The organism is Streptomyces paradoxus (assembly GCF_014202475.1).
In the GTDB taxonomy this organism is placed as follows: Bacteria; Actinomycetota; Actinomycetes; order Streptomycetales; family Streptomycetaceae; genus Streptomyces; species Streptomyces paradoxus.
Window position 1 is genome coordinate 545,610 of the sequence record NZ_JACHGV010000004.1, and the last position, 15,318, is coordinate 560,927.

General features: G+C 74.1%; 11 protein-coding genes. 5 read left to right on the forward strand and 6 right to left on the reverse strand.

Features of this window, described 5'->3' with window-relative positions:
* Positions 1-10: 10 nt before the first annotated feature.
* Together HNR57_RS17010 and HNR57_RS17015 are read right to left on the reverse strand one after the other, a co-directional pair.
* The gene (locus tag HNR57_RS17010; protein ID WP_184560836.1) at positions 11-2,512 is read right to left on the reverse strand and encodes an FtsX-like permease family protein; all 2,502 of its coding nucleotides are present in this window, start codon (positions 2,510-2,512) and stop codon (positions 11-13) included.
* Positions 2,506-3,264 (reverse strand): ABC transporter ATP-binding protein, encoded by a 759-nt coding sequence (locus HNR57_RS17015; protein ID WP_184560837.1) that lies wholly within the window; start codon positions 3,262-3,264, stop codon positions 2,506-2,508. The genes HNR57_RS17010 and HNR57_RS17015 overlap by 7 nt, the downstream gene beginning before the upstream one ends.
* Before the next feature lie 252 nt (positions 3,265-3,516).
* Here HNR57_RS17015 and HNR57_RS17020 point away from each other — a divergent pair, with 252 nt between their 5' ends.
* Both HNR57_RS17020 and HNR57_RS17025 read left to right on the forward strand, forming a co-directional pair.
* The gene (locus HNR57_RS17020; RefSeq protein WP_184560838.1) at positions 3,517-4,800 is read left to right on the forward strand and encodes a sensor histidine kinase; all 1,284 of its coding nucleotides are present in this window, start codon (positions 3,517-3,519) and stop codon (positions 4,798-4,800) included.
* An 11-nt stretch (positions 4,801-4,811) separates the two neighbouring features.
* Complete coding sequence (locus tag HNR57_RS17025; protein ID WP_184560946.1) at positions 4,812-5,477, forward strand: LuxR C-terminal-related transcriptional regulator; 666 nt, start codon at positions 4,812-4,814, stop codon at positions 5,475-5,477.
* A gap of 71 nt (positions 5,478-5,548) precedes the next feature.
* Here HNR57_RS17025 and HNR57_RS17030 read toward each other — a convergent pair whose 3' ends face one another.
* Positions 5,549-6,424, reverse strand: a complete 876-nt coding sequence (locus tag HNR57_RS17030; protein WP_184560839.1) for an AraC family transcriptional regulator — start codon at positions 6,422-6,424, stop codon at positions 5,549-5,551.
* A gap of 207 nt (positions 6,425-6,631) precedes the next feature.
* On the opposite strand from HNR57_RS17030, the gene HNR57_RS17035 reads away from it, so the two are divergent.
* A complete protein-coding gene (locus tag HNR57_RS17035; RefSeq protein ID WP_184560840.1) occupies positions 6,632-7,525 on the forward strand; it encodes a glycosyltransferase family 2 protein in 894 nt (297 codons plus the stop codon).
* Between the two features lie 370 nt (positions 7,526-7,895).
* On the forward strand, positions 7,896-11,006 hold the full coding sequence (locus HNR57_RS17040; RefSeq protein ID WP_184560947.1) for an AfsR/SARP family transcriptional regulator: 3,111 nt from the start codon (positions 7,896-7,898) through the stop codon (positions 11,004-11,006).
* On the opposite strand, the gene HNR57_RS17045 is transcribed toward HNR57_RS17040, so the two are convergent.
* Together HNR57_RS17045 and HNR57_RS17050 are read right to left on the reverse strand one after the other, a co-directional pair.
* Positions 10,966-12,675: a bifunctional 3'-5' exonuclease/DNA polymerase gene (locus HNR57_RS17045; protein ID WP_184560841.1), complete on the reverse strand. Its 1,710-nt coding sequence runs from the start codon at positions 12,673-12,675 to the stop codon at positions 10,966-10,968. The two genes, HNR57_RS17040 and HNR57_RS17045, sit on opposite strands and share 41 nt — an antisense overlap.
* Positions 12,676-12,733: 58 nt before the next feature.
* Positions 12,734-13,471 (reverse strand): Clp protease N-terminal domain-containing protein, encoded by a 738-nt coding sequence (locus HNR57_RS17050; RefSeq protein WP_184560842.1) that lies wholly within the window; start codon positions 13,469-13,471, stop codon positions 12,734-12,736.
* Positions 13,472-13,555: 84 nt separating this feature from the next.
* Here HNR57_RS17050 and HNR57_RS17055 point away from each other — a divergent pair, with 84 nt between their 5' ends.
* Positions 13,556-14,668 (forward strand): DUF2786 domain-containing protein, encoded by a 1,113-nt coding sequence (locus HNR57_RS17055; protein WP_184560843.1) that lies wholly within the window; start codon positions 13,556-13,558, stop codon positions 14,666-14,668.
* Between the two features lie 16 nt (positions 14,669-14,684).
* Here the strand turns inward: HNR57_RS17055 and HNR57_RS17060 are convergent, their stop codons facing one another.
* The gene (locus HNR57_RS17060; protein WP_184560844.1) at positions 14,685-15,224 is read right to left on the reverse strand and encodes a DUF4232 domain-containing protein; all 540 of its coding nucleotides are present in this window, start codon (positions 15,222-15,224) and stop codon (positions 14,685-14,687) included.
* Positions 15,225-15,318 lie beyond the last annotated feature (94 nt).

Consider the following 15,318-nt stretch of genomic DNA (forward strand, 5'->3'; position numbering starts at 1 on the left):
TGGGGTTTTCTCATGCGCGCATGCCCGCCAGCTCCACCGGCCGGGTGCGCAGGGCGAACGACGCGGGCAGGGTGGCCGCGAGGACCGCGAGGAGGGCGCTCGCGGCGATCACCGCGCCCACCGTGGGCCAGGGCACGACGATCGTGGACCGCACGTCGAGCAGGCCCAGGGCGGTGCGGACGCCGAGCAGGTTCACCGCCGAGACGGCGGCGCCGAGCACCGCGCCGACCGCCACGACCATCACCGACTCGACGGCGACCAGGCGCAGCACCTGGGGCTTCGTGGCGCCCGTCAGGCGCAGCGCGGCGAGGTCGCGGACCCGGTCCGTGGTGGCCATGACCAGCGTGTTGGCCAGCGCGATGCCCGTGTAGACCAGGGCGATGGCCAGGATCATCAGCAGGCCGAGCCGGGTGGACTCGCTGGAGCGCGGGTAGTGCGCGTCGATCCACTGCCCGGCGCCGAGCACCTCGACACCGCTCGCCTCGCCCGCCGCGCGCAGCCGCCGGTCGACGGCGGCCCGGTCGGCGTCGGCGGCTACCTTGATGTCGACGCGGTCGATGCCCGCCCCGGCGGCGTTGCGTGCGGTGAGGTACACGCCGTTGTTGCCCGTGCCGATCGAGAGGACCGCGGCGATCCTGAGGTTCGCCTTGCGGCCGTCGCCCAGCCAGACGGGCACCCGGTCGCCGACGCGGGTGGTCAGCCATTCCTCGTTGACGACGATGCTGTCGTCGTCGAGGTCGGTCAGTTTTCCCGCCACGACGGGGAGCCGGGACACCTCGGACAGTTCCCTGCCGCTGCTGACGGCGCGAGCCTCGGAGCGGACGAGGGCGGTGCCCTCCTCCAGGACGGTCACCCCGGTCGAGCGGGACGTGCTGACCGTCACGCCGGGGACGGCACGGGCCGCCCGGACGAACCCGGCGGGCAGCGCCCGGCCCGCGTCGCCCGCCGAGACCACGTAGTCGGCCCGCGTCTGGGTGCGTGCCTCGGTGGCCTTTGCCTCGTTGATGGTGGCGGTCGTGCCCATCAGGGAGCAGGCGAGCGCCACGGTGATGATGACCGGCGCGGCCACGGCCGCCGTCCGGCGCACCCCGGCCGCCGCGTTCTCCCGCGCCAGCATGCCCACGGCGCCCGGCAGCCGGGCGGGCAGCCAGGTCAGCAGCCGGGTCAGCGGCCGCACCAGAACCGGCGCGAGCAGGGCCATCGCCACGATGAGCAGCATCGGCTGGGTGATGTACGTCTTGCGCTTCAGCACGTCGCCGGGGTTCTCCACCAGCGCCGTCACCAGCAGGCCGAGGCCCGTGAGCAGCACGGCGGCGGCCACCAGGAGGCGGCTCCACGGCATCGTGCCGCTGTCGACGGCCGACTCCCGCAGCGCCGCCGTCGGTCCGGTCCGGCCCGCGCGGAAGGACGCCACGACGACACCGCACAGGGCCACGGTCAGGCCGGTCCAGAAGGCGACATGGAGCGGCCAGGCCTGCTCACCGATCCTGAACCAGGCCGGGGCGATGCCCTGCCCCGACATCCACGAGGCGAGCCGCGGCGCGGCCCACCGGCCCAGCCGGCACCCCGCGGCCGAGGCGAGCACCCCGATCACCAGGGCCTCCGCGCACACCATGCGCCGTACCTGACCGGGTGTCGCGCCCGCCATCCTCAGGAGCCCGAACTCCCGCCTGCGCTGCGCCACCGCGAAGGTGAACGTCGAGGCGACCACGAACACCGACACGAACGCGGTGATGCCGGCCGCGGTGCCGAGCAGGGCGTTCACGGAGACCAGGGCCTCCTCGTCGCGGTCCGGGTCGGGGTCGGCGCGCCGCCGGTCGTCGCCGGTCAGGACGGCCATGCCCGAGCCGGTGCCGAGCGCCGCGCGGACGGCGGCCGGGTCGGCGTCCACCGTCACCCGGTCGATGCGCGGTGACAGGCGCGCGGCCTCGGCGGCGGTGAAGAACACCGCCGATTCGAAACCGGCCGCCGGCACCGTGCCGACCACGGTGCGAGTACCGGCGCCCCCGGGCGTGACGACCTGGATCCGGTCCCCGGTGCGCACCTGCGCGCCGGGCCCGGTCGTGACGACGACCTCGCCGGGCGCAGCGGGGGCGCGTCCGGAGGTGAGACGGTACGGCGTGGCGGCGGCGACCGCCCACGAGTGGCCCACGAGCGCGGTGTCCGCACCGACCCGCCGGTCCGCGTCCGGCACCGAGACCGGGAACGTACGGTCCTCGGCGACGGGGCCCACCGTGGCCAGCTTGTCCGCCAGCTTCTCCGGCACCGCACGGGGGCTGGTCAGCTTCGACGTCCGCACCCCGATCGGGGTGTCGGCCTTCAGCTCGTCCGTGCCCTGCACCACGACCCGTGCCGCGGCGAACCGTTCGGTGCCCCGCTCCGGCGCGTCGAACGTCGCCGCGAGTGCGAGGCCCGTGGTGGCGATGAGGCCGACCCCGAGCGCGAGCGCGACGAACGAACCGACGAACGTGACCCAGCGGGTGCGCATTCCGCGCAGCGCGAGACTCAGCACGACGCCACCGCCGCGGCCTTCGAGGGGACGGCGCTCAGGGCGGTCATCCGCTGGGCGACCTGCTCCGCCGTCGGCGTGTACAGCTCGCCCTGGACCGTGCCGTCGGCGAGGAAGAGCACCCGGTCCGCGTAGGAGGCGGCGACCGGGTCGTGCGTCACCATGATCACCGTCTGGCCGCGGTCGACCATCGTCCGCAGCAGCGTCAGCACCTCGCGGCTCGTGGTGGAGTCCAGGGCGCCCGTCGGTTCGTCACCGAACAGCACGTCCGGCTGGGTGACCAGGGCGCGGGCGAGCGCCACGCGCTGCTGCTGGCCGCCCGACATCTCGCTGGGCCGGTGCCCGGCACGCTCGCGAAGGCCGACCTGCTCCAGCACGTTCAGGACCTCGGACCGCCTGGGGCGGCGGCCCGCGAGCCGCAGCGGCAGCCCGACGTTCTGCTCGGCGGTCAGCGCGGGCAGCAGGTTGAACGCCTGGAAGACGAACCCGATGCGCCGCCGGCGCAGCAGCGTCAGCTTCTTCTCGCTCAGCCGTGTCAGATCGGTCTCCCCGAGGAAGACCTGGCCCCCGGTCGGCCGGTCGAGTCCCGCCGTGCACTGCAACAGGGTCGACTTGCCGGAGCCCGAGGGGCCCATGACGGCGGTGAAGGTGCCCCGCGGGATGTCGAGGCTGACCTGGTCGAGGGCGGTGACGGCGTTGTCGCCCGTCCCGTAGGAGCGGGTCACGGAGCGGAGCCGGACGGCTGCTGGATTCATGGTGTCCACTCAACCGGGCCCGCACGACCGGGACATCGCAGCGGGACGGAGTCCTGGGGGTGGAGGTAGCTCCACCCTCCTGTGCTCGATGGCTGCACCCGGCGCGGACAGGGCAGGGCGCAAGGCCGCAGACCGCGCGGGGCGCTCCGGCACATCGCAGCTGGGCCCCGTCCCGGCCGGTAGCCGGCACCCGCCCCGATGGGGGAGCCAGCTGGGTGGTCCGGACCGGAAAGGTCTCATAGCGTGCGGCGCATGCACCCCCCGACGATCTGGACCCGGCTCCGCCTGCGCCACTACCTGCGCAGCGGCTGGCCCTGGCGCGCGGCGCTGTACCTGCTCAGCAGTGCGGTCCTCGGCCTCATCACCCTGCTCACGCTCGTGCTGCTCGCCATCACGGGCAGCATGCTCACCGTGGTCGTCGTCGGTCTTCCGCTGCTGCTCGTCCTCGTCCTCACCGGGGTGCCGCTGGCCTCGGTCGAGCGCCGCCGGCTGCGTCTGATCGACAGCGAGCCGCTCGCCGATCCGCACCGCGAACCCGACCGCACCGGTCTCACCGCCTGGCTGCGCACTCGGCTCCAGGAACGCGCCACCTGGCGCGAGTTGGGCTACGCGGTGCTCTTCGGCTTCCTGCTGTGGCCCCTCGAAGCGCTGGTCGTGGGCTCCGTCCTCCTCGTGTGCGGCGGGCTGCTCGCGGTGCCGGTGATGCTGGCGGTCGACGGCGAGGAGGCGCGGGTCCTCAAGCTGTGGATCGTGGACAGCCGGCCCGGGGCGCTCGGGGCGGCGCTCGCCGGGCTGCTGTTGCTGCCCGTGTTCGCCTACCCGCTCGGCGCGATCGCCGCGGGCCGGGCGGCCCTGACCCGCTTCCTGCTGGCCTCGCCGACCGGCGAACTGAACTCGAAGATCAAGGAGCTGGGCCGCTCCCGGGTCCGCCTCGTGGACGCCTTCGAGGCGGAGCGGCGCCGCATCGAGCGCGATCTGCACGACGGGGCACAGCAGCGGCTCGTCGCCCTGTCCATGACGCTCGGCCTGGCCCGCCTCGACGCGCCGGACGGGCCGCTCGGCTCGCTGCTCGCCAAGGCGCAGGACGAGGCGGCCACCGCCCTCGTCGAGATCAGGGAGCTGATCCGCGGCATCCACCCCCAAGTCCTCAGCGACCGGGGCCTGGTGGCGGCCGTCGAGGATCTCGCGGACCGCTCCTCGATCCCCGTAGACGTGGACCTCGACCTGCCGGTCCGGCCCCCGGAGGCGATCGAGACGGCCGTGTACTTCGCGGTCAGTGAGGCCCTCGCCAACGTCGCCAAACACAGCGGCGCGAGCAGGGCCGTGGTGCGGGGAGGCCTGGACGACGGGCAGTTGTCCGTGGAGGTCGAGGACGACGGTCACGGGGGCGCGGACGCCGGGCGGGGGACGGGCCTGCAGGGCGTCGCCGATCGCGTCTCGGTCCTCGACGGCCGCCTGCGGGTGTCCAGTCCGCCCGGCGGGCCCACCGTGTTCCGCCTGCTGGTACCGTGCCAACCGCCTGATCCGACCGCGTGATTGAGGAACTGATGCTGCGCATCGTGCTGGCCGAGGACAGCGTCCTGCTCCGCGAAGGACTCCTCGGCCTCATGGAGCGCTTCGGGCACCGGGTGGTCGCCGCGGTGGGTTCCGCGGACGAGCTCACCGAGGCGGTCGCCGCGCACGAACCCGACATCGTGGTGACCGACGTACGGATGCCGCCCGGCTTCTCCGACGAGGGCCTGCGTGCCGCCATCGCCCTGCGCCGCAGCCGGCCCGGACTGCCGATCCTGGTCCTCAGCCAGTACATCCAGCGGTCCTACGCCGAGGATCTGCTCGACTCGTCCGACGGCACCGGGGTGGGCTATCTCCTCAAGGAACGGATCGGCCGCGTCGAGGAGTTCGTCGACGCGGTGCACCGGGTCGCGGAGGGCGGCACCGTCGTCGACCCCGAGGTGGTGCGCCAGCTGATCAGGCACCGGCGCGACCCGCTGGCCCGGCTCACCGCGCGGGAGCAGGAGGTGCTCGCGCTGATGGCGGAGGGCAGGTCCAACGCGTCGATCGCCGCGGCCATGGTGGTGAGCGAGGGCACCGTCAGCAAGCACTTCGGCTCCATCCTCACCAAGCTCGACCTCTCGCTCGACGACACGACCAACCGCCGGGTCCTCGCGGTCCTCGCGTATCTGCGCGGGCGGCCCGGAGCGGACCGCGCCTAGGGCCTGTCGTTTGGATCAGGCCTGACCCAAACGACAGGCCCCATGGGGTGTCCGGGCCGCCCCCGGGTGTGTCAGCGGGTGCTTTCCCGCTCCACCGGGAGCCACAGTTCGGCGTCCGCCTCCGTGCCGTCGCCGGACAGGCGGGTGCGGAGGATCTCCGGGCCGGGGCGGGTGCGGTAGGGGTTGGACGGGAACCACTCGGTGAACACGTCGCGCCAGAGTTCCTGGATGGCCGCGGGGGCCGGGCCCGCCGTGGTGAAGACCGCCCAGGTGCCCGGCGGGACCGGCAGGGTGGTGGTGCCTTCGGGGGCCGGGGCCGGGGCCGAGGTGATCACGGCCTGGTAGTAGTCGAGTTCCGTGCCCTCCGCACGGCTGGGGTCCAGGTCGTCGCAGACCGCGACCAGACCTCCGGGTTCCTGGTCGGACAGTTTCTCCAGCCGGCCCACCGCGGACTTGTCGAGGCCGCGGACGAAATCGATGATCGCCTGGTTCGGGCCCGAGTGGATCAGGGGGACCCGGGTCTTGAAACCCGTGACCGTGAAGGCCGGGCGGTCCACGACTCGGTAGTGCATGCTGCTGTTCCCTTCGACGGTGAGGCGGAAGGCCAACCGGGGCTGGGAGACGAGCGCGGCGCCGGTGCGCCGGGCCTCGCCCGGGCCCACGCCGTGCATCGTGCGGAACGCCCGTGCGAACGCCTCGCCGGAGCCGTAGCCGTAGCGGATCGCGATCTCCAGGAGCGTCGCGTCCCCCGACAGCACCTCCGCGCCCGCGACCGTCAGCCGGCGGCGGCGGACGTACTCCGACAGCGGCATGCCGGCCAGGGCGGAGAACATGCGGCGCAGGTGGTACTCCGAGGTGCACGCCGTACGCGCCAGGTCCGCCACGTCGATGCTGTCGCCGAGGTTCCGTTCGATCCGGTCCATCGCCTGGTTGAGCCGGTCCAGCACGTCCGGTCCCCTTCCTTGTCGTGCTCTCACGCTAGGCAGCGCGGGCCCCGCCGCACCCGACATCCTGTGCCCGCTCCGGTCGGGTGCGGCCCGGGATGGACGGCGTGGGCGAACTGCCGTCCGACAGGCGTACTCAAGGCGTCCCCGCCGTGAACGGCTAGCATCGCCGGTCAGTCGTCAAGCCGCCGACCCGGACGAGGTGAGGACATGAGGGCGCCCCGGATCGCCGTCGCCGTGGTGACGATGGGCAACCGGCCCGACGAGGTCGACGCCCTGCTGGAGTCCGTGGCCAAGCAGGACGCCCCGCCCGAGCGGATCGTCGTCGTCGGCAACGGCTGCCCGCTGCCCGACTTCGCCCGGCGGCTGTCCCTGCCCGGCGAGGTCACCGCCGTCGAGCTCGACGAGAACCTCGGCTGCCCCGGCGGGCGCAACGCGGCCCTGGCCCGGCTGCGGGAGTTCGGCGACATCGACGTCGTGGTGGACCTGGACGACGACGGTCTGCTCGTCGACCCCGATGTGCTGCGCCGCGTACGGGATCTGTACGCCGCCGACGAGCGGCTCGGCATCGTCGGCTTCCGCATCGCCGACGAGCTCGGCGAGACGCAGCAGCGGCACGTGCCCCGGGTCGGCAACTCCGATCCCCTCCGGGGCGGTTACGTCACCGGCTTCCTGGGCGGCGGGCACGCCCTGCGGATGGCGATGCTCGACGAGGTCGGCGACTGGCCCGCCGAGTTCTTCTTCGCGCACGAGGAGACCGACCTCGCATGGCGCGCGGTGGACGCCGGCTGGCGGATCCTCTACGCCCCGGAGCTGCTGCTCCGGCATCCGAAGACCTCGCCCGCCCGGCACGCCATCTACTACCGGGTGAACGCCCGCAACCGGGTCTGGCTGGCCCGCCGCCGGCTGCCGCTCGCGCTCGTCCCCGTCCACCTGGGTGTGTGGGTGCTGCTCACCCTCGCCCGGAACCGGTCGGGCGCCGGGCTGCGCGCATGGTTCGGCGGATTCGCGGAAGGCCTACGGGAACCGGCGGGGGAGCGGCGGCCCATGCGCTGGCGGACGGTGTGGCGGCTCACCCGGCTGGGGCGGCCGCCCGTTATCTGACGCCGGTCGGCCGAGGCCGGCAGGGCGCCGGAGAGAAGGAGTGGGCCCCGGCCGTTCACCTCCGCCGACCGGGACCCGGACCCGGCCGCGGCGGCGACACTCCCCCGAGTTGCGCGTCCAGACGCGCGCACCGCCGGGCCAGATCCGATGTAGTGATCACATCAGGCTTTGCCAACGGATCGCTAACATATGGCCAACGCTTCGCCGTTGCGCCGTCTGCCGGTCGGCTGGAAGTCGCCGAACCAAGCCCGACGACGGCTGGGGCGGCTGCCGATTCCGGCGGAGCAGGCGAAGGCCGGGGTGGCGGAAATCCACCGCCCGGGGGGAGGAGCTCGTCAGGGCGGAGTGCACGGGGGGTAGTGGCGTGACAATGCGTTTCGGGCTGCTGGGGCCGCCGGTGCTGTTCTACGACGATCAGGGCTGCGCCGGGGGCGGGGCCCGTGCCGTCGCAGGCCCCAAGTCGCGCGTGCTGCTGTCCGCGCTGCTCCTCGATGCCGGGCGGACCGTCTCCGTCGAGTCGCTCAAGGACGCGCTGTGGGGCGAGGCGCCGCCCGTGTCCGCCGGGGCCTCGCTGCACAACCACGTCACCCGGCTGCGGCGGCTGCTCGACGATCCGGGACGGCTGCGCACCGTGCCGTCCGGGTACGTGCTGCGGATCGACGAGGGTGAGCTGGACGTCCACGTCTTCGACGCCCACGTCGCCGAGGCGCGTGCCGCGCACACCGGCCAGGACTGGGAACGGGTCGTGCGCGTGTGCGCGGCCGCGCTCGCCCTGTGGCGGGGTGCGCCGCTGGCCGGACTGCCGCCCGAGGTGGGCGGGTACGCCTTCGCGCAGCGCTTGTGCGAGGCCCGGCTGCGCCTTCTGGAGTGGCGCTACGACGCCGAGCTGGCGCTGGGCGGCCCACGGCTCCACGAACTGGTGCCGGAGCTGGCGGTGCTGACCGGCGAGTATCCGCTGCGGGAGGTGTTCTACCGGCAGTTGATGCTCGCCCTGCACCGCACCGGCCGTCAGGCCGAGGCCCTGGCCGTCCACCGCGACCTGCGCACCCGCCTCGTCGGCCAGCTCGGCATCGAGCCGGGGCCGGGCGTGCGGGAGGCGCATGTCGAGGTGCTGCGGGGGTCCACGCGGGGCGGTGGTTCCAGGGAGCCGAGGGAGTCCAGGGAGCCAGATGAGCCCCGTGAGTCCCGTGACCCCGGTGGGCCGAGTGTGCCCGGGCCGGCAGACAGGCCGACACCCGCACCCGCTCAACTGCCCCCACCCCCCGTCCACTTCGTCGGCCGCACCTCCCTGCGCGCATCCCTGCGCCACGCGCTCACGGCACCCGGTCCGCACCCCACCGCCGTCATCAGCGGCATGGCCGGCGTCGGCAAGAGCGCGCTCGCACTGCAGGTCGCCCATCAGCTGGCGGAACGTTTCCCCGATGGGCAGATCCACCTCGACCTGCACGGCGCCACCCCGGGCATGACCCCTCTCACCGCTGGTCAGGCGGTCACTGCCCTGTTGCGTGACCTCGGTACCGAACCCTGCCGCATCCCGGAACGGCCGGACGCCGCGGCCGCGTTGCTGCGTTCCCTGCTCGCGCCGACGCGCACGCTCCTGGTGCTGGACGACGCCGCGAGTGCCGCGCAGGTACGGCCGCTCCTGCCGGGGGGCGCCGGGTGCGTGGTGATCGTCACCAGCCGCTCGCCGCTGACCGCCCTCGACGGCGCGGCCCGGTTTCCGCTCGCCCCGCTGTCGGACGAGGAGAGCGCCGAACTCCTGCGCAGGGCCTCGGGCCGTGACGGCCTGGACGGTACGGACGCCGCCAGGCTCCTCGTCGAGCTCACGGGCAGGCTCCCGCTGGCCCTGCGGATCGTCGCCGCCCGGCTCGCCGCCCGTCCGGCCCTGACCCCCGGCACGCTGGCCGGACAACTCGCCGCCGCGGACGGGCGGTTGCACCACCTGGAGTACGACGACCTGAGCGTCCGCCGCTCCCTGGCCGTCGCGCACGATGCCCTCGCCGCCTCCGAGCGGCAGGCCGACCGGGACGCGGCCCGCACCCTGCGCCGCATCGGCGCGCTCGACCTGCCCACCTACGGCGCCCCGCTGCTCGCCCGCCTCACCGGCACCGGCGAGCCCCGCACCGAGGCCGCCCTGGAACGCCTCCTCGACGTGGCCCTGCTGGAGGAGTCGGCGTACGGCCGCTACGCACCGCACGACCTGGTGCGCGACTTCGCCCGGGAACGGGCCGGAGAACGGGACGCCGAGGACGCCGACGACATCGACGACACCGCCGGCACGGCGCTGCACTGGTACGCGGCCGTCGCCGAGCGCGTCCTCGCCGCGATCGTGGAACCCGGCCTCGACCTGGACGACCGCCGCCGGCCCACCTCCGCCCAGCCGGCCGGCCACGCGGCCCACGTGGACACCGTCGCCCCCTTCGCCGGCCCCGGGGAGGCCTTTGCCTGGGGGGACCGGGAGCTGGAGAACGTCGTTGCCCTGGTCGAGCGGTACGCGGACGACCCCTCCGGGCAGCGCGCGGGCCTGGCCGGCACGCTCGTCCGGCTGATCTTTCCCTACGCGCACCGCTGGGGACGCGTCGCCGAGATGGAGGTGCTCGGACGGGCCGGCCTCCGGGTGGCCCGCCGGTTCGGTGACGCGGAGGCGGAGGCGTACGCGCTGGCCGATCTCGCCGGGCTGCACTTCCTGACCGGCCGGCACAAGGAAGCGCTCGCGCTCAACGACCGGGCGCTCGCCATCTGGCGGCGGCTGGACCACCCCTCCTGGATCCGCCGCTGCCTCGACAACCGCGGCCTGTTGCTGGACGGGCTCGGCCGGCGCACCGAGGCGGGCGAGGCACTGACGCGGAGCCTGCAGTACGCACGGCAGCTGAACGACCCGTACGGCGAGGCCGTCACCCACAGCCACCTCGGCAACCTCGTCGAGCACATCGACCCGCGGGCGGCCATCGAGCGGCACCGGCGTTCGCTCGCCCTCGGGGATGAGATCGGCGCCGTGATCGTGCGGCACTCGGCGCACCGCAACATCGGGTACGCGCATCTGCGGCTCGGCCAGCCGGCCGCCGCCCTGCCGCACTTCGAGGAGAGCCTGCGCATCCTCGGCGGTCACGGCGACTGGCACGGCGAGTCCCGGACCCGGCTCGGTCTGGTCCGTGCCCTGCGTCAGCTGGGCCGCAGCGGTCGGGCCGCCCGTGAGTGCGCCGAGCTGCTCGGCCTGGCCGACGCCCGCACCGACCGCTACACCGGCGGTCTCGCCCGCCACCAGCACGGCCTGCTGCTGCGGGAGCGGGGGCACATCGGCGAGGCACGCGAGGCGTGGAGCTCGGCTCTCGCGGCTCTGGAGGGAACGGACGAGCAGGAGGTCGTCACAGAGCTACGCGCGTTGCTCGCTTCCGCCGACAGGTCCCGCGGCGCCCTCGACGACTCCCCACCCGATCCGGCTACTTGGCGTCCGCATAGCACTCCACCACCGCCGTCGTGAACGGGAACCGCACGGGCGTCTCCCCGAAGGTCAGCCGTCCGGCCAGGGCCGCCGCCTCGCTGATCGCCGCCACGACCGTCTCCGTCTCCTCCTCGGGGCAGTGCACGATCACCTCGTCGTGCTGGAAGAAGACCAGCTCGGCCGACAGCTCCGCGCAGGCCCTGCGCAACGCGGCGAGCAGCAGCAACGCCCAGTCGGCGGCGCTGCCCTGGACGACGAAGTTGCGGGCGAAGCGGCCGCGGGCGCGGGCGTTGGTGGAGGCGTAGCCGGGCACCCACTGACCGCCGTCCGGCTGCTCGTCCTCCCCGGAGCCGGAGCCGACGGCAGCCGTGGGGATGCCTGCCTCCTCCGTCGCGTCGTCCGTGCCCCGGGCCGCGGGCGGGCAGGTCCGGCCGAGCCAGGTCCGCACGAGCCGGCCCTCCTCACCGGCCCGGGCCGCGTCGTCGACGTACGCCACCGCCCTGGGGAAACGGCGTCTGAGCGCGGCGAGGTTCTTCAGGCCGTCCCCGGAGGTCTGGCCGTAGACCGCGCCGAGCACGGCGAGTTTGGCCTGGGAACGGTCGCCGGAGAAGGCGCGGTCGGAGACGGACTGGTACAGGTCGGTCTCCCGGCCGGCCACCTCCATCAGGCCGGGGTCGCGGGAGATCGCCGCGAGGACGCGCGGCTCCATCTGGTCGGCGTCGGCGACGACGAGCCGCCAGCCGGGGTCGGCGACCACGGCCCGCCGGATCACCTTGGGGATCTGGAGCCCGCCCCCGCCGTTGGTGACCCAGCGCCCGGTCACCGTCCCGCCCGCGAGGAACTCGGGTCTGAAGCGGCCCTCGCGGACCCAGTCCTGGAGCCAGGACCAGCCGTGGGCGACCCAGATGCGGTACAGCTTCTTGTACTCGATCAGGGGCTTCACGGCGGGGTGGTCGACGGACTCGATCTCCCAGCGGCGGGTCGAGGAGACCTTGATCCCGGCCTGGGCGAAGGCCTTGACCACGTCGGCCGGCAGGTCGGGGCGGACCCGGCGGCCGAACGCCGCGGACACCTCGTCGGCCAGTTCGGCCAGGCGGCGTGGCTCGCCGCCGCCCGCGTACCGGTCGCCCAGCAGGTCGTGCAGCACGGCGCGGTGCACCCCGGCGCTCCAGGGCAGCCCGGCGCGGTTCATCTCGGCGGCCACCAGCATGCCCGCCGACTCGGCGGCGGTCAGCAGCCGCATCCGGTCGGGGTGCTCGGCCCGCTGGTGCCGCTTGTGCTGCTCGGCGTAGACGGCGAGGAGGTCCGGCAGGGGAAGGTGGACGCCCTGCGGCTCGAACAGAGAGGACTGCGAGCCCGGTTCGGCGGACCGCTGCGGCGGATCGGGCGGCACGGGGCCGCCGCGCAGCCGGGCCAGGGCGGCCGCGGCCGAGCGGGGTTCCCCGTAGCGCCCCTCGTGGCCGAGGAGGAGGGTCTCGGCGGCCTCGATGTCGTAGCACCGCTCGGCTCGCACCCCCTCGGCGAGCAGGCGCGGGTAGACCTCGGCGGTGGACCGCCACACCCACCGCGTGACGCCGGGGCGGCTCCGGACGGCCTCGGCGGCGTCCGCCTCTCGCCGCGCCGGACCGGAGGGCAGCCCGGCCGGACCGAGGGGGGCGACGTCCACGCCACCGTCCTCGGCCGGAGCGAGTGCCCACCGGTCGGCCATGTCGCGAGTGTGACAGGGGGGTCTGACAACGCCCCCGCTCGCCTCGCGGAAGGCCTCGTCAGGCCTCGTCCGTCTCCTTCTGCGCCTGCATGATCTTCTCCAGCACCGTCCGGATGTACTGCTCGGCCCGCTCCTTGTCGATGCCGAGGCCGCTGAGGACGCCCTCGCCGTTCTCGTGCTCCAGCAGGGCGAGCAGGATGTGCTCGGTGCCGATGTAGTTGTGGCCGAGGCGCAGGGCCTCGCGGAAGGTGAGCTCCAGGACCTTCTTGGCCCCCTGGCCGTACGGCACGAGCTCCGGGACCTCGTCGGCGGCGGGCGGAAGAGCCGCCGTCGCCGCCTCGCGGACGGCGTCGAGCGTGACGCCCTGCTTGATGACCGCCTTCGCGGCGAGGCCGTCCGGCTCGGCCAGCAGACCGAGGACGAGGTGCTCGGGCAGGCCCTCGGCGTTGCGGGCGGCCTTGGACGCGTTGTGCGCGGCCATCACCGCGTTGCGGGCGCGGGGCGTGTACCGGCTGAAGCCCTGGCTCGGGTCGAGGTCGTTCGACTCCTTCGGCACGAATCGCTTCTGCGCGGCCTGCCGGGTGACGCCCATGCTCCTGCCGATGTCCGTCCAGGACGCGCCGGACCGCCGGGCCTGGTCGACGAAGTGGCCGATCAGGTGGTCGGCCACGTCGCCCAGGTGGTCCGCGGCGATCACCGCGTCCTGGAGCTGGTCCAGTGGCTCCGGGTGGACCTTCTTGATAGCCGCGATGAGGTCGTCGAGACGGATGGATGACGTGGTGTCGGGGTTCGTCATGTGTCAACCGTAGGTTGCGCCCTGGGGGGTGTCAACCACGAGTTGACACCCTCGCCGAAGGGGACGGCGTGGCACCATCGCCCCGTGAGCACGTCCACCACCGTCGATCGCGCGTTCGCGTCGGCCCTCTACGAGACCGGCGAGAGGGCCCTCGACGCCGGGGCCTCCCTGCTCGCCTCCGACCCGGCGGCCGACGCCGAACTCGCCCGGCGCGGACACGAGTTCGTGGCCGGGGCCTGGCGGCGGGGCTGGCAGCCGGCCGATGTCGTACGGACCGTGCGGCGCGAGCTGGACGACGGGCACGTGCTGCTGGTGGCCGCGCTGATCCGCGCCCAGGCGCCCGGCGACGGGCCCCGGGGCCGCCGCTGGAACGCCCAGCTCGCGGAGCTCCCTGACGACGCCCCGCCCCGCACCGACCGCTTCTCGCACGCCACCGCCGTGCTGGAGCTGTACCGCCTGCTGCTGCGGCTGCCGGTCCTGGAGACCCTCGACGAGGCGCCCGGGCGGGCGCCCGGCGGGGCGGGGGCCGAGTCCCGCATGCTCACCCGCATCCGTGCGCTGCTCGCCAAGGCGGAGGCCACCGGGTTCCCGGAGGAGGCGGAGGCGCTCAGCGCCAAGGCGCAGGAGCTGATGGCCCGGCACAGTGTCGACGAGGCGCTGCTCGCGGCGCGGGCGCCGTCCCCGGACGCGCCCGGGGCCTGCCGGATCGGGGTCGAGCCGCCGTACGAGCAGGCCAAGGCGGTGCTGCTGGACGCCGTCGCCGGGGCCAACCACTGCCGGGCGGTGTGGAACGAGCCTCTCGGCTTCTCCACCGTCGTCGGCTTCGAAGCGGACCTGGAGGCGGTCGAACTCCTCTACACCTCGCTCCTCGTCCAGGCCACGACCGCGATGACCAGGGCGGAGGCGACCCAGCGGGCGGGCGGCCGCAAGCGCACCAAAACGTTCCGGCAGTCCTTCCTCGCGGCCTACGCCCACCGCGTCGGCACCCGGCTGGCAGCCGCCGCCGAGACCCAGGTGACCGACGATCTGCTGCCGGTCCTCGCCTCCCGCGAGGTCGCCGTGACAGGGCGGGTGGACCGGATGTTCCCGGAGACGACCACGACCCGGCTGCGCGGGGTGCGCGACGCGGCGGGCTGGACGGAGGGCGCGCAGGCGGCGGACCGGGCCCAGGTCCGGCACCGGCCGCCGCTGCGCTGACCTGCCGTCAGTGCCGTCAGTCGCCCGAGGTCTCGAAGCCGCTCACCGAGGCCTGGGCCGCGCCGCTTCCCGCCGCCTTCAGGGCGACCTCGCCGTACGACCACGTCAGGTCGTGCGCGGCCTTCGTGTCGCCGGGAAGGGTGAAGGACGCCTTGTGCACGTCGAGACTCTCCGCAGAGCCCGCCTCCCCCCGGACGTAGGTGATCGTGAAGGACGTGGTGCCGCCCTCGCCGAGCGTGAGCGACTGGGCCTTCGCGCCCTCGTCCGGGGAGACGGACGTCGTCTTGTCGTCGGCCAGCAGGTCCACGCCGGGGAAGCCCTTCAGCGCGCACTGCGGACCCTTGTTGGTGAGCGTGACGGTGACGGTGCCGGTGTCCCCGGCGGCCGGGGCGGTGGCCGCGCCGACCTCCACGCCCATGTCGCCGAGCGCGCAGGCCGCATCGCTCTTCCGGTCCGCGTTCTTGACGTCGTCACCACCGGACTTGTCGTCGCTGCAGCCGGTCAGCAGGACCGTAGCGGCAAGGGCGGCGGCCAGGGCGAGGGGGTAGGTGCGCATGAGGTCCTCTGGACGTGTCGAACGAAAGCGGCATCGGGCCCCTGGATCATCACGCACGCGGGACCCGGACGGGCACGCACCCCCTGTGGTTCCC